Here is a 22,449-nt window from a genome sequence, read left to right on the forward strand (position 1 = left end):
CCGCGCTACGGGGTCATCGCCCATATTGGGGATGGGGACATAGACATGCCCACGGGCATGGGGAATGGGCACGGATACCCCGTAGCGCGGCGTAACGATTGAGCGAGAGCAACGAGCGAAGGAGGCACCCGCGAAGGCGGCGCCAGCCGCCCTGATTGAGCCACCACCACCCACCGCGCCACCGCACACCCATATGGCCTCATCGGCATCCCTAACGGGATGCTTCGCGGGTGCGCTCCGCTTACACCGCGCTACGGGGTCATCGCCAACATCGGGCATGGGGAATGGTCATGGGCACGGGCATGGGCACCCCCGTAGCGCGGCGTAACGACTGAGCGAGAGCAACGAGCGAAGGAGGCACCCGCGAAGGCGGCGCCAGCCGCCCTGATTGAGCCACCACCACCCACCGCGCCACCGCCCACCCATATGGCCTCATCGGCATCCCTAACGGGATGCTTCGCGGGTGCGCTCCGCTTACGCCGCGCTACGAGGTCATCGCCCATATTAACCGTGGCGAATTGGCGTGGGCATGGACATGGGCACGGATACCCCCGTAGCGCGGCGTAACGATTGAGCGAGAGCAACGAGCGAATGAGGCACCCGCGAAGGGCGGCGCCAGCCGCCCCGATCACGCCACCACAACCCACCGCGCCACCGCCGCCCATGTGCCCTCATCGGCAACGCTCACCGCGTTGCTTCGCGGGTGCGCTTCGCTTACACCGCGCTACGGATACATCGCCCATATTGGGCGAGGGAAATGAGCATGGGCACCACCGTAGCGCGGCGTAACGATTGAGCGAGAGCAACGAGCGAATGAGGCACCCGCAGCGGCGGCCCGGCGCGAAGGCGGCGCCAGCCGCCCCGATTACGCCACCACAACCAGCCGCGCCACCGCCCACCATCACGCCCCCCTCACCACCACCCGCACCCCAACATCACCCCCGATCCCCCCACACCACAAAAGGCGGGTTCAGAGTTTGAGAGGGGGTGGCGTAATGCAGCGGTTGGCCGTCCAGGGTGACGATGCGCCCTCCGGCCTGGTGGACGATGGCGTGGGCGGCGGCGGTGTCCCAGAGGCTGGTGGGGCCGAAGCGGGGGTAAACGTCGGCTTGGCCTTCGGCGATCAAACAGCTTTTCAGCGAACTGCCCATGGGGTGCATCTGATAAGGCCCCAACGCTGCCAGCCAATCGGTGAGCGCGGGGTCGTGATGAGAGCGGCTGCCCAGCACGCGCCACATGGCACCCTCGGCGGGCCTGCCCGACACTTGCAAACGGGTACGCTGGCCATCCGGCGCTACCTTGTAGGCCCCCAGCCCCTCTGCCGCCAGGTAAGCAACGCCTGTTACCGGAGCGGTCACCACGCCCAGGATCGGCGCACCGTGTTCGATCAGCGCGATGTTCACGGTGAACTCCCCGTTGCGCTTGATGAACTCCTTGGTGCCATCCAGCGGGTCCACCAGCCAGTAGCGGCCATCGTCACCCACTCCTGAAAAGCCTTCCACATCCTCTTCGGAAAGAATGGGATGCCCCTGCGGCAGCGCCTGCAAACCTTGCCGAATGACGTCATGCGCCGCTCGATCTGCCTCGGTCAGCGGGCTGTGGTCCTGCTTGATCATCACATCGAAGGCGCGGCCATACACCGCCATGATGGCACTGTCCGCCGCCTTGGCAATGGCCAACACCTGTTCCAGTAATTCGCGCATGGCACCTCCCAAACATGAAAAAACCGCCCACGGGGGACGGTTTTCGAACACGCAGCCTGCAACAGGCCGTTAAACGTCGTAACCCGCTTCACGGGCCAGCGTGGTATTGGCCTGCAGCCAGCCTTCGATATGCCCGCAGTCGAACGTACGGCCATGCATACGGTACGCCTGCACCGACTTGCCTTCCTGCATCAAGCGGTCGATGGCATCGGTGAGCTGGATTTCGTTGCCCGCGCCGGGCGGCTGGTCGCGCAGCAGCTCCATGATGCGGTAAGGCAGCACGTAGCGGCCAATCACGGAAAGGCGCGAAGGCGCTTCTTCCGGCTTGGGCTTTTCCACCACGCCTCGCATGTTGGCGCTTTCGCCTGCCGCAGGCTCATCGCAATCCACGATGCCATAGCGGTACACCTCTTCCTGGGGCACGGCTTCCACCATGATTTGCGATGCGTCGTTGGCTTCCCAGCGCGCCACCATGCTGCCCAGGTCACAGGCACTGCTGCCCAGCTGCGGCTTGACCAGCACGTCGGGCAGAATCACCGCGAACGGCTCGTCCTGGTCCAGCAGGTGGGCCGCGCAAAAGATCGCATGCCCCAGTCCCTTGGCATTTGGCTGGCGAACACTGGTCACCTTCAACTGCTTGGGAGAAATGGCCGACAGCGTCTCCAGCAGCACATCCTTACCCTTGCTGGCCAGCGAATGCTCAAGCTCGAAGTGGGCATCGAAATGGTCTTCGATGGCCGATTTACCCGCACGTGTCACCAAAATGATCTCGTTGATGCCTGCGGCCAGCGCCTCTTCCACCACGTGCTGAATCAAGGGGCGGTCGACCACCGGCACCATCTCCTTGGGGATCGCCTTGCTGATGGGCAGCAGGCGGGTACCAAACCCCGCCACCGGAATAATCGCCTTGCGTACTTGAGTCATTCAACACTTCCTTTTTCGTTACGTTGCTTGCGCCACTCACTCACTTTACGCAGCAGCTGAGCAGTACTGGGATCTTCTACATTCTGGTGCTCGATCGGCAAACCCGCCAACGTCTGATACAGGCTGGTGGCCAGCTGCTTGCCCAGCTCCACGCCCGGTTGGTCGAAGGGGTTCAGGTTCCACAACACCGATTGAACGAACACTTTATGCTCGTAAAGTGCCAGCAGCGCGCCAATCGACCACGCATCCAGCTCGCGCACCAGTATAACCGAATTGGGCTGGTTACCCCGATACCCCTGGGCCATATACCCCCGCAACGCGGGCGGAATGGCATCGTCCCCCAGCGCAAACAGCTGGGCCTGGGCCAGGCAGTTCGCCAGGGTCAGGGAGTTTTGCGCCTCCAGCGCCTCTGCCACCGGCGAAGCCACCTCGGCGCGGCGCTGGGCCACGGCCACGAAATCGGCGCTCACCGTATGGCTACCCTGATGCAACAATTGATAGAACGCATGCTGGGCATTGGGGCCCACATCGCCCCACAGAATCGGGCAGGTAGCATGATTGACCGAGCGGCCATCGAGCCCCACGCTTTTACCGTTGGACTCCATCTCCAACTGCTGAAGATAGGCCGCGAGGCTCTTCAAACGACCATCGTAGGGCAGCACTGCGTGGGTCGGGATATTCAAGAACTGGCTGTTCCAGGCCCCCACCAGTGCCTGCAACACGGGCAGGTTCTGCGCCAGCGGCGTCTCCAGAAAGTGGCGGTCCATGGCGTGTGCACCTTCCAACAAGGCATCGAACTGCGCCACCCCCAGCTGCATGGCCACGCTCACGCCAATTGGCGACCACAGCGAAAAGCGCCCGCCAATCCACTCCTTGAACGCCAGCTGATGCGCCTCGGGAATGCCGAACTCGGTCATTTTTTCCGGCTTGGAAGAGACCCCCAACAGCTGGTAACGGCGCACCGTGGCCTCATCCACTTCCAGGGCGTCGCTCAACCAGGCCAGCGCCGTGCGCAGATTGAACTGCGTATCGGCCGTGGTGAACGACTTCGAGGCCAACACCAGCAGCGTGGTAGCCGGGTTCAGCGTTTCCATCAACGGCAGCAGCTGCGAGCCATCCATGGTAGACACATAGTGCACGCCCACCTGCGCCTGGCTCGGGCAATCGGCCAGCGCCTCGCTCACCAATTTGGGGCCTAAATCCGAGCCCCCCACCCCAATATGCACAATATCGGTGATCGCCTGGCCCGTGGCGCCAAACCACGCCTGCTGATGAACACGGGTCACCAGCTCGGCCATTTTCACCCGCTGCTGCTGGCAAAACGCGGCGGCGGCCTCCATGCCCTCAGGGGCAGGCGTCGCTTCCGGCCAGCGCGCCGCCATGTGCAACGCCGCCCGGCGCTCGGAGTGATTCACCTTGGCGCCTGCAAACAGCGCACTACGCCGCGCTTCCAGCCCACAGCTCTGCGCCCACGCCACCAATAACTGCAGCGTTTGCTGGGTCAACCGCTGTTTGCTGAAATCCAGATGCAGCGTGCCAAATGAAAACGCCAGAGAATTCGCCCGCTGTTGAGCAGACTCAGAGTTCCCCAACAGGTCGCTCAATGACTGAGCCTGCAGCTGGTCAGCATGCTGATGCAATGCATTGAAAGGCGTGTAGGTACGCTCGTTAACAATGGATAGTGAACTGTTCATGTGTCGTCCTTGATAAAAGGTGGCATGACAAAGAGAAATAAGCATTTGCCACGCCAACCTGCATCACTTCAGTGTTAACCATAAAGTTTACAGTAAGATGATGGGGGAAGGTACACAGCCAAAAATGAATAATACGTGGAAATTGAGACACCAGAGAGCAGCGCAGCGAACAATAGCCATAATACTGTGCCACTATTAACTACCTTCCCCACTCCAACGAAGCGACGATCGAAAGGAGTGGGGATATGCCTTAACAGAGTTCTACGCGGCCAACACGCCCGAAAGTAATTGCTTGGCGCTGTCGATCAGTTCGTCCAGGTGTTGGGGGCCTTTGAAGCTTTCGGCGTAGATTTTGTAGAGCGATTCCGTGCCGCTGGGGCGGGCGGCGAACCAGCCGTTGTCGGTGGTGACTTTCAAGCCGCCAATGGCAGCCTGGTTACCGGGGGCCTTGACCAGTACAGCGGTGATGGGGTCGCCCGCCAGGGTGGTGTCGGTAACGCTGGCGGCGGTGAGCTGCTTGAAGGCGTCCTTCTCTTCCACGCTGCAGGGCGTGTCCACACGCTTGTAGCAAGGCTCGCCAAAGCGCTGGGTCAGCGTCTGGTAATACTCGCTGGGCGTTTTGCCGGTCACGGCCAAAATCTCGGCGGCCAGCAGGCACAGCGCAATGCCGTCCTTGTCGGTAGACCACGCCTTGCCGTCGCGGGTCAGCAGGCTGGCCCCGGCGCTCTCTTCGCCACCAAAGGCCAACCAACCATCGGAGAGGCCATCCACGAACCATTTGAAGCCCACCGGCACCTCGTGCAGCTCCCGCTCATGGGAAGCCACCACCCGATCAATCATGGAAGACGACACTAGCGTCTTGCCAATGCGCAGCTCCTGGCTCCACTCGGGGCGGTGGCTCATCAGGTAATCCACACACACCGCCAGGAAGTGATTGGGATTCATCAACCCATTGGCATCCACGATACCGTGGCGGTCGGCATCCGGGTCGTTGCCGAAGGCGAGATCGAAGCGGTCCTTGATGTCGAGCAGGTTGGCCATGGCCGCCGCGCTGGAACAGTCCATGCGAATCTTGCCGTCGTGGTCCGGCGGCATGAACGCAAACCGGCTATCGAGGGTGGTATTCACCACTTCCAGATTCAGCCCATAGTGTTCAGCCACCGCCTGCCACACCGGCAGCGCCGTACCGCCCATGGGGTCTGCCCCGAGGGTCAGGTTGGCCTTCTGGATGGCATCCATATCCACCACGCGGCCCAGCTGGGCGACGTAATGGGCCGTGAAATCGTACTCCTGCACCTGGGCCAGCGCCTCTTCCAACGACACCAGCGTAATATCGCTCAACTGGCGCAGCAGGTAGGCATTGGCGCGCAGTTCGATCCAGCGGGTCGCTTCGGTATCGGCGGGGCCACCGTGGTACAGGTTGTACTTGATGCCGCCATCTTCCGGCGGATTGTGCGAAGGCGTGATGATCAACCCATCGGCCTTGGCAGCAGGGTCACCCAGCGGGTGCTGAGTGTTGTAATGGATGATGGCCTGGCTGACCAGCGGCGTCGCCGTGTAGCCATGGCCCTTCTCGACCAGCACCGGCACACGGTTGGCCACCAGCACCCGCAGCGCGCACTCCCAGGCGGGGCGCGAAAGCGCATGGGTATCCAACCCCAGAAACAGCGGCCCCTGGTAGTTCTCTTCCTTGCGGTAGTCCACCACCGCCTGGGTAATCGCGATGATATGTGCCGCGTTGAACGTACGCTCGGTGGCGCGGCCACGGTGGCCAGACGTACCAAAGGCGATGCGTTCCTTCACGACATTGGCATTCGGCGTTTGATCATGAAATGCCTGGATAATGGCGTCCATTCTACTTACTCCCTGATTGATATACGGAAAAACGAGCCTGCCGTGCCTGCCAGAACTGTATCGCATCGTCAGGTTGGCCAATGCGCTGCGCATCTATAGCTGCCTGACGGGCCATGGCCGCGGCCTCTTGGGGATGATGAATCAAGAAGTGCAGTGCAGCCTGCCACTCCTCAGGCGTGTCACCTACCAGCAAGCCGTTGCTACCGTGGGAAACGACATCAGTGTAAGGGCCCCGACGCGAGTAAACACCCACGCCACCCATGGCAGCAATATCTAAAAACTTGATATACGACTTACCCCGGTTAAACGGTGTAGGCCATAGCGGAGCCAAGCCAATATGCACCCGATGCTGAGATTGGTAGTGACGAAACGCCTGCCAAGGCAGTGGTTCTGGCGTAGTCACACCTGGTAACTCAGCCAATTCGGAAGGCGTATGTCGCCCCAGCATAATTTCCAGCTGTGTACCCACTTGAGCGTTCTGAATTGCCTTAAGCGCGGGAGCGATATGCTGCAGGTCGCTCAAATGGGCGCGCGTCCCATGGAAGCCTATTCGCCAAGGTAAGCCTGGCGAAGGCGGTTGTCTGAAGTGGTTCAAGTCTTCAGGAAGGGCGGCGATCAATGGAGGGGGCAACACCGACACATTGGCATGGTCTGAACGGAATTGTTCGGCTAACGCTTCACTGCACGCGACCACCTCATCACACAAGGCCAGCAATCCTGTCTGGCTATCGGCAATACCTGCCATGCGTTTACGGTAAGCATCGGGGAGTGATACATCGGCGGCAGCGGCAGAGATATCATCATCGATCAAATACACGACGTAGCCAAAGACACGACGATGACGTCTTAGCCAGCGTATCCATGCGGCAGGCAGGGAGCGGCACACGACCAGATTGGCCCCCGCATAATGATCCAGAAAATCTCGCCCCAGCAGCCACGGCGCGGCAAACCACCTCGAAGCCATCACGCGCTCAATGCGCAAACCCTGTTGGCGAAGCGCCGGTACAGCAGATTCAAGAAAGTAGATATCTTCCGTCGGCCTGCTGCCGTCGCTAAAAACAACCCAGTCTGCTTTCGGGGTCATAAGGCATCTTGCAGGCACACAAAACACATGAGCACACCATGCCGTGAAGCTGGCCAAACAGACATGGCGTTACTCACAGGTATCACCAGCATGTTAACGGAGTGAGAAATCTTCATGCACCAGCGTCAAATTAGGGTTGTAAGCAGGGTCATTATCCAACTGTTTGGCCCAACGGCGGCGCATATAAGCAACTTCGCTCAGCCACCGTGCGCGTTTGGTAGGCGTGTCATCTGCACCACGGGAAATAGACTCGTGATGATACAGCTCTGCATAAGGTGTCCATAAATTGCGGTAACCTGCCTCTCGAACACGCAAACACAAATCGACATCGTTGTAAGCAACTGCCAACTCGCGCTCGTTCAGGCCCTTCACTTTATTAAAGACACTTTTTCGCAATAACAAACATGCGGCAGTAACAGCAGAAAGATTCTGCACAACTTTCAAACGCCCGTTATAACCATCGCTTTCCCGCGGGAAGAAGCGATGCGCATGACCCGCCACATCGCCTAACCCAAGGATGACCCCACCATGTTGCAACATTCCATTAGGATAGTAAAGCTTAGCGCCAACGCAGCCGATTTCAGAGCGACACACTTGGCCGACCATTTCGGTTAGCCAGTGCTCGTTGATGGGTTCAATGTCGTTATTTATCAGCCCAATAATCGAGCCATGCGCGTGCGTTGCACCAAAATTATTGATGGCTGAATAATTGAACGGGTGATCCCACCGCAAAACTCGCACGCGAGCATCACGCTGCTCCACTTCGTTCATATAGGCCAGCGCCTCCGGGCAATCACTTTGATTATCCAGAATCAGCACTTCAAAATGGGTATATGCCGTACGAGCAAGAATGGCATCTACACAAGGCCGCAGGATATCCACCCCATTACGGGTAGGAATCAACAGACTTACCAATGGCGCAGGGCGCGGAATCGGCCACTCGATACGCACGCTATGCTCCAGCAAACCAGGGTGAACAACCGCATGATTACTGGCCACATGCTGTTTCAATACGTGCGTTACCAGCTGTATGGCATCCGCTTGAGAAAGTGAATAGCGAAATAGCGTACTACGGTGATACAGCATTGCAGGTAAATGATGAACCGAACGCTCACTCCCATGGACACTCTTCCACATCAAAAACGTCAACGCCAAGGCGTAGTCGACAGCCGCTCGGTTAGTCAGATGTGACAACAGGTCTGCTTGCTCGGTTTCCAGCTGCCATAGCAGTTTACGCTTGTAGAGTGCCAGGCGACCAATGTAATTGGTAGACAGCAATAAATCAGGGTTCCAATCTGGCTTGAAAACCGGCTTGCTACGCTCGCCATTTTCATTAATGGCATCTTCATCGCCATAGAACAGCTGCGCATCCGGATACTCGTTCCATGCCCTGGCCAGTTGGCTCAGCGCCTCTGGTGATAGCTGGTCGCCAACGCTAATCCGCAACACGCCATCCCCTTGGGTTTGAATAAACCCCTGGTGATCCAACTTCGCATAGGTGCGGTGATAGCTCCTGATCAGATTGATACGGCTGGTAGAAGGAATATAACGCTCAAGACTTCGCCTTTGTGCATCGGTAATCTCAGCCGACAACACGATGAATATTTCCCAAAAGAAATAGCTTTGCGCCTTGAGCGAATTGATCGTGGCAACAAAATGTTTCTCGCCTTTTTCAAAATCTTCCAGAGTCACGGGCATGATCAGCGAGAACAAAGGCGCGTGCGCCAGCCTGGAAATAAAGGCCTGAGCATCAAGGTGAGCAGAAGGCTCTTTGACATCGATCCAGCGCACATAATCATCGTTGATGTGCTGCTTCGCATGTGTCTGGTCATAGGCAGTAAGGGCCACTTTACGCCAGGAGCACCCTTCCGCCACAGACGCGACATGCAATTGCCGGATCACCTTGCGAGTACGCAGCCCCTTGAAGTCTTCATGGTTATTGATAAGCCGGCGCGCCAAGCGGTTATGTGCAAACCAAGGCGTCAACCACACCCATCGCAACGTAGCCGACTGCAGCGCCGCCTCGGAAGCACTGAAAGAAAGCGTAATACCAACAACGCCCAGCGGCACCCAAACAATCCGTTTAGTCGTTTTACCAGGACGTAAAGAAACAGAGGATTCAAGCTCCCCCTGCCGCGTATGAAGCACCAAAGTAGCAGCACCGTGAGCATCACCCGCCAGCCCATCCAGCTCGATCATATTCCAGCCTGGCCAAGGCTTGTCGCCGACTACCTCGCAGTCGACAGTACCGTTTTCGCGTTCATATTCGACTGCTTCATCAAGCGCCGAAGGCGTATTTCTGATATTCAAGACAGGCTGACGCCGCCAGATAGGCGGCATGTCAATCAAACGACCCAGCGCGGCCATCCATTCTTTAAAGCGAACTGTATGCTGCCCCATTCACACCTCAACCCAATTCTTTGACAAGGCAACCTTCATGAAATAAGTGCCCGAGCCGCCTGCGCCCAAGGCAGAATGCCCACCGTTTGCAGGTACTCATCCTCGGCGATGATACGCCGTTCCAGCACACCCTCAAGTGCTTTCTCGTCGAGCTGGGACGACTTGCTCTGCACCATCTCCTGTAAGCTATAGGCCACTGTAGGTACTTGAATCACAAAGCGCGCATTGGTCTGAGCGGCCAGATAAGCAGGGCTGACAGCCTGCACCAGAGCAGGGTCAACATTACCTGCGCTATGCACGAACACCACGCGCTGAAAAAGGCGGCACAGATAATTGAACATGGAATAGCTGGACGAGGAACCAAACAGCAAGCACGTGCCAGGCATCAGCGCTTTCGGGTACTCCATCACCATCAGACGGCCAAAATTAGGCAGGCCATTGTCATAAGTCTTGTAGCGGGTATGCGTAAAAGAAGTCAGGACCTCCACCACGGACGTCTGTTTGGGCGCCAACTTATTGCCCAAGTCCCCCCCCATGGTTCTTTTCTTGTAGCGATCTTTGGCAAACACTGACGCACACGACGACGCATCCAGCCCCAAGCGCTCGGCAAAAGCCAGCGTTGCGGTCATCGCCCCCTGATGCGTCCAGTGCGTATCGGTCGGGATAAAAGCACCGTCTCCCAATGATTTCAGCGCCGCCACGGGGTACACCAACTCAGCAGCTTCTGGCAATGCCAATACCTGCTGCATGGGACCTGTCTCCCCGCCCTGTTGAGGGTGATACTGCTCGCCCATGACACTCTCTTTGGAAGGCGCCACCAACAACGCGCAGGGCACCTGGCCCGCCACCTCTGACAATTGGCGCAGATACGCCTGCCACCCCTCCACGCCAGCCTGGGTCAGCTGCATCCGTCCCGTAAATTGGTCTACGCTGCCATTGGTATCATTATCCAGAAACAGCCACCCTTTTTTACCTTCGAGGACTTTCAATGGCTGTGAAGGAGCAACATCCTGAGTATCCACGTGAACGTCTTGCAACAGCCAGCGCTCATCACCCAACGCAAGCCACAGTGAAAACTCTCTCAACAAGGGCGGCACCGTAAAGCGAAAACCGCACCGCTGCTGAGCGTGCCCTTCGGCGGCTACGCTCAGCACATTCTCGATGACATCAGGACGCTCGATATCCAACGGATAACACAGTTCGTAGACGGGCAACCAGCGAGCAACGATGCGAACCTGAGCTCGCATGTCCTGTAGATGCTCAGGCAGCAGCAGCCACCCTTGTACCACTCGTCCAGAAGGCAGAAAACGCGACCCGCGCTGCGGTGAAGGATAATCCAACGACCAGCGTTCAATCGGGGTTCGTTCATGCTCTGGGGTAGCATGAGTCCACTCCTTCACACGGCGCGTTAGCCAGCGCTTCAGGTCCTGCCCTGCCGAGCGCTCGTCGGCATTTTCTGTTACGTCATGTTGCTTATCTGCAAGCTGCTGCAACCATTTCATTTTCTGTTTAACCTTAGGCGCGAATTGAGCGGCCACATGACACTCAACATCGTTACGGTCATGGCGCATAAAGTAGTCACGCTGCTTTTGATAATGGGGGGTGGCAGCACTGCCACGCTGAGCCTTGCCCAGCACAAACTCTTCTACCGACTTGACCAAATAGTGGTTTATCCGCGCGCCGTCCCAGCAAACAGTGTCGCTCAACCCCTGGCTAACCGAGCCATTCGGCCCCTGACGTGCAATCAGCGGCGCCCCATGGCTATTGAGATAGTGGCCATGGCGCAAGCGAGCAATATGCGGGTTGATAAAACACTCGACATCACGCGGCCTGACCACACTTTTTATGTGATGGTTAGGCCCGAAGTCCTGCCGGGCACGCCGAGTGAAGCGTTCGATGACCAGCCCATCCTCACGAAACCTGGCACCAGCAGAGCCAAAGCAGGCCCAGTTCAGCCCCAACGCACTTACCTCAGGGTCAGAAAAGCGCGTTTTCAACCACGACAACAAAGGATACTCGTCATCTTCTAGGGTTTCAGTGGTGGGTAGCAAGAACTCATCGACATCAATAAACGCCAACAGATCAATAAGTTGAGGGCAATGATGCAACAATTGCCGATACGCCTGCAACTGAGGCGGCTGCCCCTCGGTGGGCACAGACAGCAAGGTCACCAGCCCTGCCTTTTGCATAGGAGCCAGCCACTCATACGTGCCATCATCGCTTTCATTATCGGCAATCAAAAAGTGGCTAACGCCTACCGACAAATGAAACGCCATCCACTCGGGAAGGCTCTCTCGTTCATTCTTGACGATAGCAGCAATGGCAAGCTTCAAGCATGTCCCTCCGCTGGATCTGTATGGTTTTGTCACGTAGTCGATGTCACGTAATCAATGCCACGTAGTCGATCACGGTGTATCTGCAAAGGCAGACACACCGGTTAACCGATACGCCTTGCACAATGCACTGCCCAGCTCAGCCGAACTAAACCAAGTCACCGCTCGCTGCTGTGCAGCCTGACCGAAGCGTCGGCATTGAGCGGGCGCAGCGGCCAACTTTGCCACCTGCTGGGCTGCCGCCGCCGGGTCGCCATACGGCACGAGATACCCCGTTTCACCATCAACGACCAGCTCGCCCAATGCGCCCCACTGATAAGCCACTACCGGCCGTCCTGCCGCCATGGCTTCGAGTACAGTACGCCCAAAAGACTCTTGAAAGCGGGATAGGTTCACCACGATATCAAGCTGAGCCAACGCCTCTTCAGGGCGTTCTACGTAACCCGCAAAGCGCACATTGGAAGGCGCACGGCCCTGCGCCTGACGCGCCAATAGCGCTTTTATCTCAGGGGTGCAGGCCCCAAACACCACCACCTCAGCAAAGGGCGACAAAGCTTGCAGGTGACGAGCCATGGTGGCCAGGTCATCGATGCCCTTTTTGGCAACATTGCTACTCAACATGCCCACCCTTACCCCACCCTGACGCTCGCCGGGTGAAAAACGCACGGGCGGCAGCGCCAATAATGGCGGCATATGGATCGTATTAGGCACCACGCACACGGGCGTTGAAGACGGCAGTGCAAATGCCTCGGCAGCGCAGCGTGAGTTGGCGATCACCACATCGGCTTGTGCATGAACATGGGCCACCACCGCCTCAGGCTCAGCGCCCAACAAGGCACACAAGCCTGGATCATGACGCGGCAATTCACGAACATGCACCAGCGTTGGTAACCCCGCTCGGCGTGCCGCCACATAAGGTTCCAAAAGCACTGCTGTATTACCGTGTATCGCATTGACCTTGTGGCGCTCGATCAATGTTTCGAAATGAGCAACCGTCCTCTCGACCGGCAACCGCCCTGCCTGCCACCAGCCATAGGGGAGTACGGCCAACACCCGGCAACGCTTCAAAATGGCCTGCTCATACTCGGCATTCATGGCCTCAGGCAAGGTAACCACTACATTCCAACGCAGCTTGACCATGGCATCCAGCACATCCAACAGGCTACGCTCAGCGCCAAACAGCGTCTTACCCGCCTGATGCGCGCACAACATGACGGTTGGCCGGTTAGAAAACGCCTGCTCCCCCTCCCACTCTGGCAAGGCTGAAAAGTCGTGTGCGTACCCCGTCTTTAAAAAATGAGTCAGCGGCTGACAAGGAAGTTGAGCCACCTCCGGGTAATAACGTAAATATCCAGACGTAGAAAAATCGGGCCCTGGATCTCGGCCTTCGGCGGCGCCCGCCTCCCAGAAATGCAGCAGCGGCTCGGTTGGCGTATTCAGCAAATCCGGGTAACGGGCAAGGTACCACCCAGCATCAAACAGCGTGGATTCGCAGACCCGCTCGAAATCGGTCAACGGCCCATTGGCAGGCGACTGCTCGCGCAGCATCGAAAGCGGTGCTGCAAATGGCCTTGACTCAGGCATAAAAGGCATCAACAGCGCCGTTCTGCTTTCTGCTGCCTGATGCCACTGGCGAGCCATCTGCATATAACGGAACCGTGCTCCACTGAACTGACTTACCAAATGCGTGCTGGTATGCTGGCTTAATGACCCTTTATCACTCAAGCCAAATGACAGGGGCACACCTGGCAGCACCTCAGCCACACTTTCCGGCCCAAAAGCCGCTTCCACACGATACCGGAACTCGGTATCGGCATTGACGTTCACGCGATCCCAATAGCCCAACGCCTCGAACGTCGAGCGCCGAAACATCAACGAAGACATATTCGGATAGACCCACCCAAACTCATCCAAGCGCCAGCGGTGGAAGTGCAAAGACGGCGTAACACGTACCCAATGCGAAAGGCAGGCCTGCACCTGCGGCTGCGCCACCAGCGCCTGACATTGGTGCCACAATTTCTGAGGGTGAGACCAGTCATCACTATCGTGGGTAGTAATGAACTCACCACGCGCCACTTTCAGCCCAGTATTACGTGCCGCATAGGCCCCCTGGTTACGCTCGTGGCGCAGCAACACCAGCTGCACATGGGAGGGAGCCTCATGCTGAAGCGCCTTGACTACCGCAGCACCGTCATCCGCACTGGCATCATCTACCACGATGATTTCAAGGCGCACGCCAGATTGCGCAAACAGCCCGCGCAACGCCGTGGCAATGGTGCGTTCAGCGTTATAAAGCGGAATAATGACACTCACCAATTTCAACGGAATGACATTATTGACCTCTTTATTGCCCGTGCCCCCAGCAAGCTGCAAAGCAGACAGCGCAAACGAAGACGCATCATCACCCAGACCAACGGGAGCGAGATCATGCGCCTCGAACATGGCATTCAAAACACCCAATGACGATGCGGAAGGCTCATTCAACCATTGCTGCATGTTACAGCGTGCCAGAGCGGTGTCGGCCAAATGTGGGTAATGGCTCTCTAAAAACGTCAGCACCTGCTGAGCTGCCCCCCTAGTGTGACGAGCCACCTTACCCCGACAACACGCATCAATGACCAACAGCGCCGGCCCAGGGGACGAAAAAGCCTCCCACCGCCCTTCCGGCATCAGGCTATCCAGCACCGCATCCCAACGCTGCTGCCAGGCATACCAGCGTGCTAACGCCCAACGCGCCGCCAGCCGCTCGGTAGCATTGGCAGAAGACGAGGAAAGCAGCTGCGCTAAACGAGGCAGCATGACACGATCGGCTCCTCGCCATAACGCATGCTCCCAGCCCACCACTCGGTTGCGAAAAGGCTGCCGGCCCTCTGCCCGGCCATGGCGCTGATAATGCTGCCACGGGTCCAACCCCGCCTCAGCCACATCGGGATAAGCGTCGAGATACCACTGAGCATCGAAATCAGCCGCGTCATCCTGCCGTAGCGGAGTGGCGTGAACAGCATCTTGGGCCGATGAAGGCCGACCCCACCATTTAGCCAGAAAAGAAAACATGGCAACCCATTAGCGAAAAGTGAAATCCCAAAACCCTACATACAAAAAAGCCGTCAAACCCTGGGTTGACGGCCCTTACATGCATTTATGGGCAACACGTTTTTATAAATAAAACCGAGGCCTAGCGGCAATATAGCATACCCGAAGCGTTAAATTTCCATGGGCTCGCTCAATCGCTGCCAAACAGGTCACGGGTATAGACCTTGTCCACCACATCCTCCAGCTCAGGCACCATGCGGTTTGCCAAGATCACATCTGCCTTCTGTTTGAAGGCGTCGAAGTCGCGCATCACCACAGAACCAAAGAACTTCTCTTTATCCAAGGCAGGTTCGAACACCACCACTTCGATGCCCTTGGCCTTAAGACGCTTCATGACGCCCTGCATGGCACTGGCACGGAAGTTATCGGAACCGGTTTTCATGATCAAACGGTACACGCCCACCACTTCCGGCTCACGGCGCAACACCGACTCCGCGATAAAATCTTTGCGAGTGCGGTTCGCTTCCACGATGGCCTGAATCATGTTGTTGGGCACATCCTGATAATTCGCCAACAGCTGCTTGGTATCTTTAGGCAGGCAGTAGCCGCCATAACCGAAGCTGGGGTTGTTGTAATGCTTGCCAATGCGCGGGTCCAGCCCTACCCCTTCGATAATCTGTTTGGCATCCAACCCATGAGTTTCGGCGTAGGTATCCAGCTCATTGAAATACGCTACGCGCATGGCCAGATAAGTATTGGCGAACAGCTTGATTGCCTCTGCTTCCGTGCTGTTGGTCAACAGCACATCGACTTCCTGCTTGATGGCACCCTGCTTCAACAGCTCGGCAAAAGTCGCCGCCCGCTCCGAACGCTCGCCCACAATGATGCGCGAAGGGTACAAGTTATCGTGCAGAGCCTTGCCTTCACGCAGGAACTCAGGCGAAAACAGCAGATTCTGCGTGTTCAAACGCTCAGCAGTTTCCTGTGTATAGCCCACCGGCACGGTGGACTTGATGACCATGACCGCATCCGGGTTGATCTCCATGACCTGCTGAATCACGGCCTCAACGCTTTTGGTGTTGAAATAGTTGGTGTCCGGGTCGTAGTCGGTGGGCGTGGCAATAATGACAAACGCCGCCCCCGCGTAAGCCGCTTTGGCATCCAGGGTTGCCGTGAAGTGCAGGTCTTCCCGGGCCAAAAACGCTGAAATTTCCGCATCCTCAATCGGTGATACGCGGTTATTCAGCATCTCGACCTTTTCAGGCACGATATCGACCGCGACCACCTCATGGTGCTGGGCCAACAGCATCGCGTTAGAAAGGCCAACATAGCCCGTACCGGCAACTGCAATCTTCATCCTTAAGGTTCTCCAACAAGCATCGTTGCATCAGTCATCGCCAAAGCGACAGAGTCGGCGCGATTGTAACAAACTACGCGCCCATCGATTCATCATAACCATCACATTCACCAGAAAGTTCCCTACAAAGGGGGATGCCTTCCTAAGGCAGTATGCATGTTATCGCAAAAGACGGCCTGGAAAGCTCAGCGCCCACTCCCCCAGGCCATCGCCAACTCAGTCCGCATCAGTTCAAGTAAAACACTTCCCATGCTTTGCAGTTTTTCTTGAAGCTCACTTCGCCTGAACGCTCTGCAGACAAATAACGCTCTGCACCTTTCACTACGATCGCGAGCCCGCGGCCATTACGCTTGAAAGCCAACGGTTTACAGCCATAGGAATCATTGGTGGAAAAGACATTTCGGTTATCGAGAAACAGCTGCTTGCCTGTTTCACTGAGGGTCAGTGCGTGCTTTTCACGATCAAAGCAGACCAGCTCATCGTCATGGTCCAGCACCACATCGCGGGGGTGGCAGTGATGGATTTCTTCACTACTGTGTGAGTACACCAAGACACTTTTATGATGGGTCACCAAGCAAGCAGCAGAAAATCCCTCGCCCAGAAAATCAAGCTGCGGCAACGTTTCAAGCGCCACTGCATTGCCTTCACGCAAGAAGCAGAAGCGCTCAGCTACTGTACTTTGGCCAGCCGTCTTGGCTGCACGTGATTTTTTCAACTTCTGCTTGAACTGCTTGGCAAAAATGTCACTGCCCGGATGTACCGTGCGCACGTACATAGGAAAGCGTGGATTAACCACCAGCGGATGCTTTTCATCCACCTTGGTGTGATTACCCAAGCTATATACTGAGAGTAACCGTGGAGGAGAGGAAGGCCGATACACTTGCACCAAAGACAGGCCCATCGCAATTTTGGGGCTATGCCGTGGCAAAAAAGAAGAATATCCGCCCTCTTCATAGATACCTTCATAACCATTTGCAAACGTAATGGCATGGCCTTCGAATTCAGGCGAAATATAATGGTATAGCTGCTCTTCAAAATCATCCGCCAGCGCATCATCGTCATCCAGGCGAACGGTGGCGTAACATACCTCACCGCCAAATGCTTCCAAGCGACTCAGCAGGTGCTGCTGCATTTTCGAGATAACCCCCCCTTTGCTGGAAAGAGGCACGATTTCAAGATGGGGGCAGGCTTGCTGTGCTCGCTGTAATTGCTGCATGTTCTTCTCAGGCAATGCTTCTGACGTAAACACCAATACCGTTGTCTTGTCAGGCGACATTTTCTGCAAGGAAGGCAGCGTTACGTTGAAGAAAAGCTCTTCATGTAACGACATGCGCTCATCAGAGAACAGCTCTTTTTTATAGGCTTCAAATTCGTTATCACGACCAATGACCCAAGCAGTGTTGTTTTCAGACAAAACGCTATAGCGGATCATGACAAACATGTGCTTTTTCATTGATTTTCTCCTGATCACCGGCTTGTCCAACAATGGAAAAGCACGCCACCCCAAGAAAACCACTCAAAGCAATACGACATGACAATATAACAACACCACGCCAACTGCCTTTAAACAGCTTCATGGGAGTGGCGTGATATCGTTATTATTGGACTTACATTTTAAAACATCTATGAATTCTTATGATACAAAGGTATAGCACATCGTCACTGTGCAGGACAAGACCTTGCAATCAACCCACTGTCTATTTAATTAGCATGCTAAAATCATCGAAGAAGGCACAGTCTGTCTTGAAGGCCCCCGTGCTGTCTCTTGGAGCCCACTCAGGGCTGCTGCCCCCATGAAACGTACTGAACATCAGCCGCTGAATCAGACTCTGATCGTTTTCGACATCTCGAAAGCGCAAACCGGTATGCTCGATGACCAATGCATCATCCACCCACACCAGCACCTGCCCATTATTCGCAGAGGAAGGGGCGTTCAAGTCTACCTGCATACGCACATGGTGGTACTGCCCTGGCGTAAACTGGAACGCCTCTGCACGGCGTGTATCACCATAACGCCCTGCCATATCCTGGTGGTAAACATAGGTTTGCAAGCCGCCATCGCCGCGGAACATCAAACGGGCGCTCCACTGGTCGGCACTGGGTTCATTGCCACCCGCCACCGGGCTGGCAGGCCCTAGCCCATGTAACTTGCCACCTCGAGCGAAATCAAACCCTTCACAGAACTGAACCCAGAAAGAGAGCTCATACTGGAGTGCAGGATCAATACGAGGCGACACCACTACCCGACGGCTGCCGCGCTCGTATCCTTCATAGTCAACACGCAACGCAGTACTGCCATTGACCCCATGGCCGGGTGCTAACTGGGTACGGGAGTGCTCGACAAGACTTTGCCCCTGAGAGGAAAAAGTAGGGTTATCGAATGTTTCGATGGCCTGCTCAGAGGTGGGCGGCGCTTGAATGCCAGACCACCAAAGAGCGAACAGGACCACTAGGGTCAGCCCAAGCGTCCAAAACCTAATCAATGCTGCTGGCTCCTCGAGTCATGGAATGCACCCATCGTTTGTGACATCAAGTGATGGAGAAATTATCCAGGACGCTGACACTCCCTCCATCCGTTACGTTAACGTAACTGACCAGTGCTTTGGCAGGCCCTTGATTCGCCGCACGTACCAGGTCAGAGATCGCAGAGTCGCTGCCCTGAACCATAGCGACTACAGAGCCATCTTTCTGATTGGATACTGTTCCATATATAGAGCGCAGTCTTGCCTGACGGGCCAACCACTTGCGATAGCCTACGCCCTGAACCTTCCCGCATATCGTTAATTGACGCCTTACAACAGACGCAGGTGATGACTCTGGGAAAAGATTTTCAAGAATTGCCCCCGCTGCATCACGTGGCTCTCCCCGCGTAGGGAAGTGATGCATTGCTAAATCACAGTTAGCATTTACTTCAATAACGGCATAACGTTGTGCGCCTGATGAGCAACTGATATCTTCCGTAATAAGGTCCAAACCACAGAATGCAAGATTTTCAAATGCGCCATAAACACGCTCAGCGATTTCAATAAAGTCAGCGTGCACAAGCTCCGTCACATCCTCACTATCGCCCCCTGCACCGATATTGGCAATAGTTTGCAAATACAACACTTCTCCAGCGTCAAGAATAGACTCAGGAGAATAGCCTTTACTCGAAATACGTTCGATGACAGCTTGATCTAACGCTAGCAAATATTTGCCAGTATATGGATTATGTCTTCGAACTTTGTTCTTTGCATTTACGAGCATTGATACCGTAGAGACACCATCACCTACAACGTGTGCAGGATGTCGTTTAATGGCATACTTGAACTTACCGCCTACTACAAACAAGCGATAATCAAAACCATTGATATGCTCTTCTAATACAGCATCGTCATCGTCCAAGCCAGCAAGAGCATCAAGCATCACTTTCTTTGATGCGATACCCGAAGTAACTCCCTTTCCACCCGAACCATTATAAGGCTTAACAACCACTAAAGGACTGGAACCAAGAGAATCAAACCATTTTTCAGCAGCATTGAAATCCGATTGCTTAACCCTAATACCGGAAGGCACATGGATACCATATTTAGACAGACGCTGCTTGGTTTTCTCTTTATCATTTGTGAGGGCCCTTGTAGCATAAGACGTTTGGGCAGGCATATTCTCACGAAAAACAATAGACCGTTGAGCACTGGTAATAGACCAACGCTTGCTTCCCTTCTCAGTGCTCCAAGTGTCAAAAAACAAGCCTCGGGAATGGATCTCTCGGCGTAACACCAGCCTATTACTATTTGAAAATGAGCTCAACTCCTTAAACTTGAGATCATTAACTGAATCAGAGGTTAATGGATAGCGATTAACCCCAGGATCCAATAATATTCCTGTATCATTCTTTCTAGACAAATTGACGGATTTTTTTATGTCGCCAATTCTGCCACCAATCACATATTTTATCTGAGTGGTCGGAAAAAGGGCACTGACCAGTGCGTCTGCAATATTTCTGCCTTTCCCATCATCAGGCATAAGCAAAGAACTCAACTGTGGCCGGTTATTCGCCTCAATCAGATAACAGCTCTCTTCATTGACAATAACATCCAAGCCTGTACATAAACTATCGTTAAAATAACTCCCTAGCTTATCTATTTTTTTCAACACCCAGCCAGGCATTTGATGAGAAACATCGTACACATCTCCACCTGAGGAGCGACCCAGCACATTAGTTAAAGCAACAAACTCACCATCAGCTGGCACTACATCAACGCTTTTCCCTTGAGCAGATAGGAAAGCCAACGCGCTTTCCTTTTTGATCAGAGGGTGATGTTTTTGCTTTTTTAACGCATTTTTTTGCTTAATCAGTTGCTCAACTGTCATCACGCCGTTACCTACAACATTGGCAGGCACTCTTTTGACAGCACCAAAGTACTTACCTTTTACAAGGTAAATACGATATTCATCACCAGACACTTGTTCTTCTACTACCAGATCATCAGACACACTATTCTCTATTGCTACTTTTAGTGCACTAATGCTTTTCAAATCGAGAACAACGCCCTTTCCCATGCTTCCGCCAACCGGCTTCAACACAACGGGAAACTTGATACCGTTTTTTTCAAGCAGCTTAGATGAGAACTGATTCTTTTTAAAAAAAACACCCTTGGGTGAATCGACACCTAGATGCTCACTATCTTTCAATGCTTTCTTTGAAAAAGCAGGCGGCAGTTTAGAAAGTAGAAACTTGGTCTTATTAACAAGATAGGTTTTATCGCCATAGGTCAATGAAAAAACTTGCCCTACACCGTAATAACTTTGGCGAAACTTCAGACCGTGCGTAGCGCATATTTTTTTAATCTCTTCAGCAGAATAGATATAAACCTTAACATCACGAGCTAACGCACTTGCCATTATCGCATGGCAGCATAGCGAGCTACTATGGACATTGCAGCTCTTAACAGATTCAAACAAAGCAACATCGTGTTCATTCATCATTGCCTGAGCCACCAAAATCACTTAAAAAGATCCGCCGCCCGCTTATGAGCAAACATATCTTCAATATCATTGACATTCTCAACGACATTATTTAGAACGTTTGCCCAAAAACCCCTTGGAGCTGTTTTATGTCCATCGCCCCAATCACCATTACACGTCACTAAGTGATCGTTATGTTGATGCGCCCCTGCATTCAGCATGGGTTCAACACCAAGCGACTCCAAGAATGGAATATAATGACGATTTACATGATGCAAATCTTTTTGGTTTTGCATGTAAAGCGTTTTGTTCTTAAGAGAACCATCGTAATATTTCAACAAATTGGTAACGGTGCCACGCGTCAGCTTTGAATTAGCTCTAACAGCATCCACACTCTCCACATCAAAACCATACTTCAAATAACGATTAACGTGTGATTTGTAATATCTAAAAATTGATGTTTGAGGATTTGATGTTATACAAATAGAATCCGGGAACTTTGAAGCATAAAACAGGCTGGCAAAACCTCCCGCAGAACCACCCACAAAGACAATCTTGCTGGCTGAAAGAAGAGATGCAACTTTACTTACAATTCTCGGTATAATATCTTTTTGCAGAGCAATCGTTTTAGTGCCTGCGTACCAACCCATAGATATATCATCTGCGAGATACAAGGCTGGATCATTAATGGAAAGCCGACTTGCTTTACCTGAAGGCGTTACCTTAGCACCGGAAAAAATAGGAAGCTTCGTACTATCCTCTCTATTTTTAGCCCCATTGAAAAAAACCAACAGAGGCCCAGCACTTGCAGCTTCTACATTAATATCAATCAAAGCGCCACTTTCATAAATCGTGTAGCAGCCATCAACTAAACTATCCACGGATTCAAACTGGTCTAACGAAAAGTAAATATCTTTTACTCCACCCCAACGAGCAAATGACCTTTCATCACCAACATAACGAATTGACCAAGACATTTTTTATTGAAACCTCAGAACGACGATAAATGAGAAAGACCTGAATCCGTGAGACCGGCCCCCGGAAGCACTTCTAACCCACTGACCTGCATGGCAATATAGCCATTATCGCCATTCACCCAGACAGTGCCATGCCCAACATA

Annotated in this window: 13 protein-coding genes; all 13 read right to left on the reverse strand. The window is 54.4% G+C overall.

The window, feature by feature from the left end; genetic code table 11:
• Positions 1–935 precede the first annotated feature (935 nt).
• The 13 genes from cysQ to IE091_RS16200 all read right to left on the reverse strand — a co-directional run bounded on the left by cysQ (position 936) and on the right by IE091_RS16200 (position 22,306).
• On the reverse strand, positions 936–1,703 hold the full coding sequence (gene cysQ, locus IE091_RS16140; protein ID WP_189464112.1) for a 3'(2'),5'-bisphosphate nucleotidase CysQ: 768 nt from the start codon (positions 1,701–1,703) through the stop codon (positions 936–938).
• 69 nt (positions 1,704–1,772) lie between these two features.
• Positions 1,773–2,627, reverse strand: a complete 855-nt coding sequence (locus IE091_RS16145; protein WP_096923229.1) for a UTP--glucose-1-phosphate uridylyltransferase — start codon at positions 2,625–2,627, stop codon at positions 1,773–1,775.
• The gene (gene pgi, locus IE091_RS16150; RefSeq protein ID WP_189464113.1) at positions 2,624–4,321 is read right to left on the reverse strand and encodes a glucose-6-phosphate isomerase; all 1,698 of its coding nucleotides are present in this window, start codon (positions 4,319–4,321) and stop codon (positions 2,624–2,626) included. The genes IE091_RS16145 and pgi overlap by 4 nt, the downstream gene beginning before the upstream one ends.
• 261 nt (positions 4,322–4,582) lie before the next feature.
• A complete protein-coding gene (gene pgm / locus IE091_RS16155; protein ID WP_189464114.1) occupies positions 4,583–6,175 on the reverse strand; it encodes a phosphoglucomutase (alpha-D-glucose-1,6-bisphosphate-dependent) in 1,593 nt (530 codons plus the stop codon).
• A gap of 1 nt (position 6,176) precedes the next feature.
• Positions 6,177–7,259, reverse strand: a complete 1,083-nt coding sequence (locus tag IE091_RS16160) for a glycosyltransferase family protein (protein WP_096923232.1) — start codon at positions 7,257–7,259, stop codon at positions 6,177–6,179.
• 93 nt (positions 7,260–7,352) lie between these two features.
• Positions 7,353–9,659: a glycosyltransferase family 2 protein gene (locus tag IE091_RS16165; protein ID WP_189464115.1), complete on the reverse strand. Its 2,307-nt coding sequence runs from the start codon at positions 9,657–9,659 to the stop codon at positions 7,353–7,355.
• Between the two features lie 35 nt (positions 9,660–9,694).
• Complete coding sequence (locus IE091_RS16170) at positions 9,695–11,992, reverse strand: glycosyltransferase family 2 protein (RefSeq protein ID WP_189464116.1); 2,298 nt, start codon at positions 11,990–11,992, stop codon at positions 9,695–9,697.
• Between the two features lie 72 nt (positions 11,993–12,064).
• Entirely contained in the window at positions 12,065–15,046 is a 2,982-nt protein-coding gene (locus tag IE091_RS16175; protein WP_189464117.1) for a glycosyltransferase, read from the reverse strand.
• 169 nt (positions 15,047–15,215) lie between these two features.
• Complete coding sequence (locus tag IE091_RS16180) at positions 15,216–16,382, reverse strand: nucleotide sugar dehydrogenase (protein WP_144984502.1); 1,167 nt, start codon at positions 16,380–16,382, stop codon at positions 15,216–15,218.
• 226 nt (positions 16,383–16,608) lie between these two features.
• Positions 16,609–17,835: a glycosyltransferase gene (locus IE091_RS16185; protein WP_144984505.1), complete on the reverse strand. Its 1,227-nt coding sequence runs from the start codon at positions 17,833–17,835 to the stop codon at positions 16,609–16,611.
• Between the two features lie 244 nt (positions 17,836–18,079).
• Positions 18,080–18,865, reverse strand: a complete 786-nt coding sequence (locus IE091_RS16190) for a polysaccharide lyase (RefSeq protein ID WP_189464118.1) — start codon at positions 18,863–18,865, stop codon at positions 18,080–18,082.
• Between the two features lie 46 nt (positions 18,866–18,911).
• Complete coding sequence (locus tag IE091_RS16195) at positions 18,912–21,371, reverse strand: acylphosphatase (protein ID WP_189464119.1); 2,460 nt, start codon at positions 21,369–21,371, stop codon at positions 18,912–18,914.
• Complete coding sequence (locus IE091_RS16200) at positions 21,368–22,306, reverse strand: hypothetical protein (RefSeq protein ID WP_189464120.1); 939 nt, start codon at positions 22,304–22,306, stop codon at positions 21,368–21,370. Before IE091_RS16200 ends, IE091_RS16195 begins: the two co-directional genes overlap by 4 nt.
• Positions 22,307–22,449 lie beyond the last annotated feature (143 nt).

It is taken from the genome of Vreelandella hamiltonii, from assembly GCF_014651775.1.
Taxonomy (GTDB): domain Bacteria; phylum Pseudomonadota; class Gammaproteobacteria; order Pseudomonadales; family Halomonadaceae; genus Vreelandella; species Vreelandella hamiltonii.

What these genes read in the sequence shown, in the direction of transcription:
- pgm (WP_189464114.1), bottom strand. Translation starts at nt 6,175, where the DNA reads ATGGACGCCATTATCCAGGCATTTCATGATCAAACGCCGAATGCCAAT.
- IE091_RS16145 (WP_096923229.1), bottom strand. Translation starts at nt 2,627, where the DNA reads ATGACTCAAGTACGCAAGGCGATTATTCCGGTGGCGGGGTTTGGTACC.
- IE091_RS16185 (WP_144984505.1), bottom strand. Translation starts at nt 17,835, where the DNA reads ATGAAAAAGCACATGTTTGTCATGATCCGCTATAGCGTTTTGTCTGAA.
- IE091_RS16180 (WP_144984502.1), bottom strand. Translation starts at nt 16,382, where the DNA reads ATGAAGATTGCAGTTGCCGGTACGGGCTATGTTGGCCTTTCTAACGCG.
- IE091_RS16175 (WP_189464117.1), bottom strand. Translation starts at nt 15,046, where the DNA reads ATGTTTTCTTTTCTGGCTAAATGGTGGGGTCGGCCTTCATCGGCCCAA.
- pgi (WP_189464113.1), bottom strand. Translation starts at nt 4,321, where the DNA reads ATGAACAGTTCACTATCCATTGTTAACGAGCGTACCTACACGCCTTTC.
- IE091_RS16160 (WP_096923232.1), bottom strand. Translation starts at nt 7,259, where the DNA reads ATGACCCCGAAAGCAGACTGGGTTGTTTTTAGCGACGGCAGCAGGCCG.
- IE091_RS16165 (WP_189464115.1), bottom strand. Translation starts at nt 9,659, where the DNA reads ATGGGGCAGCATACAGTTCGCTTTAAAGAATGGATGGCCGCGCTGGGT.
- IE091_RS16200 (WP_189464120.1), bottom strand. Translation starts at nt 22,306, where the DNA reads ATGTCTTGGTCAATTCGTTATGTTGGTGATGAAAGGTCATTTGCTCGT.
- cysQ (WP_189464112.1), bottom strand. Translation starts at nt 1,703, where the DNA reads ATGCGCGAATTACTGGAACAGGTGTTGGCCATTGCCAAGGCGGCGGAC.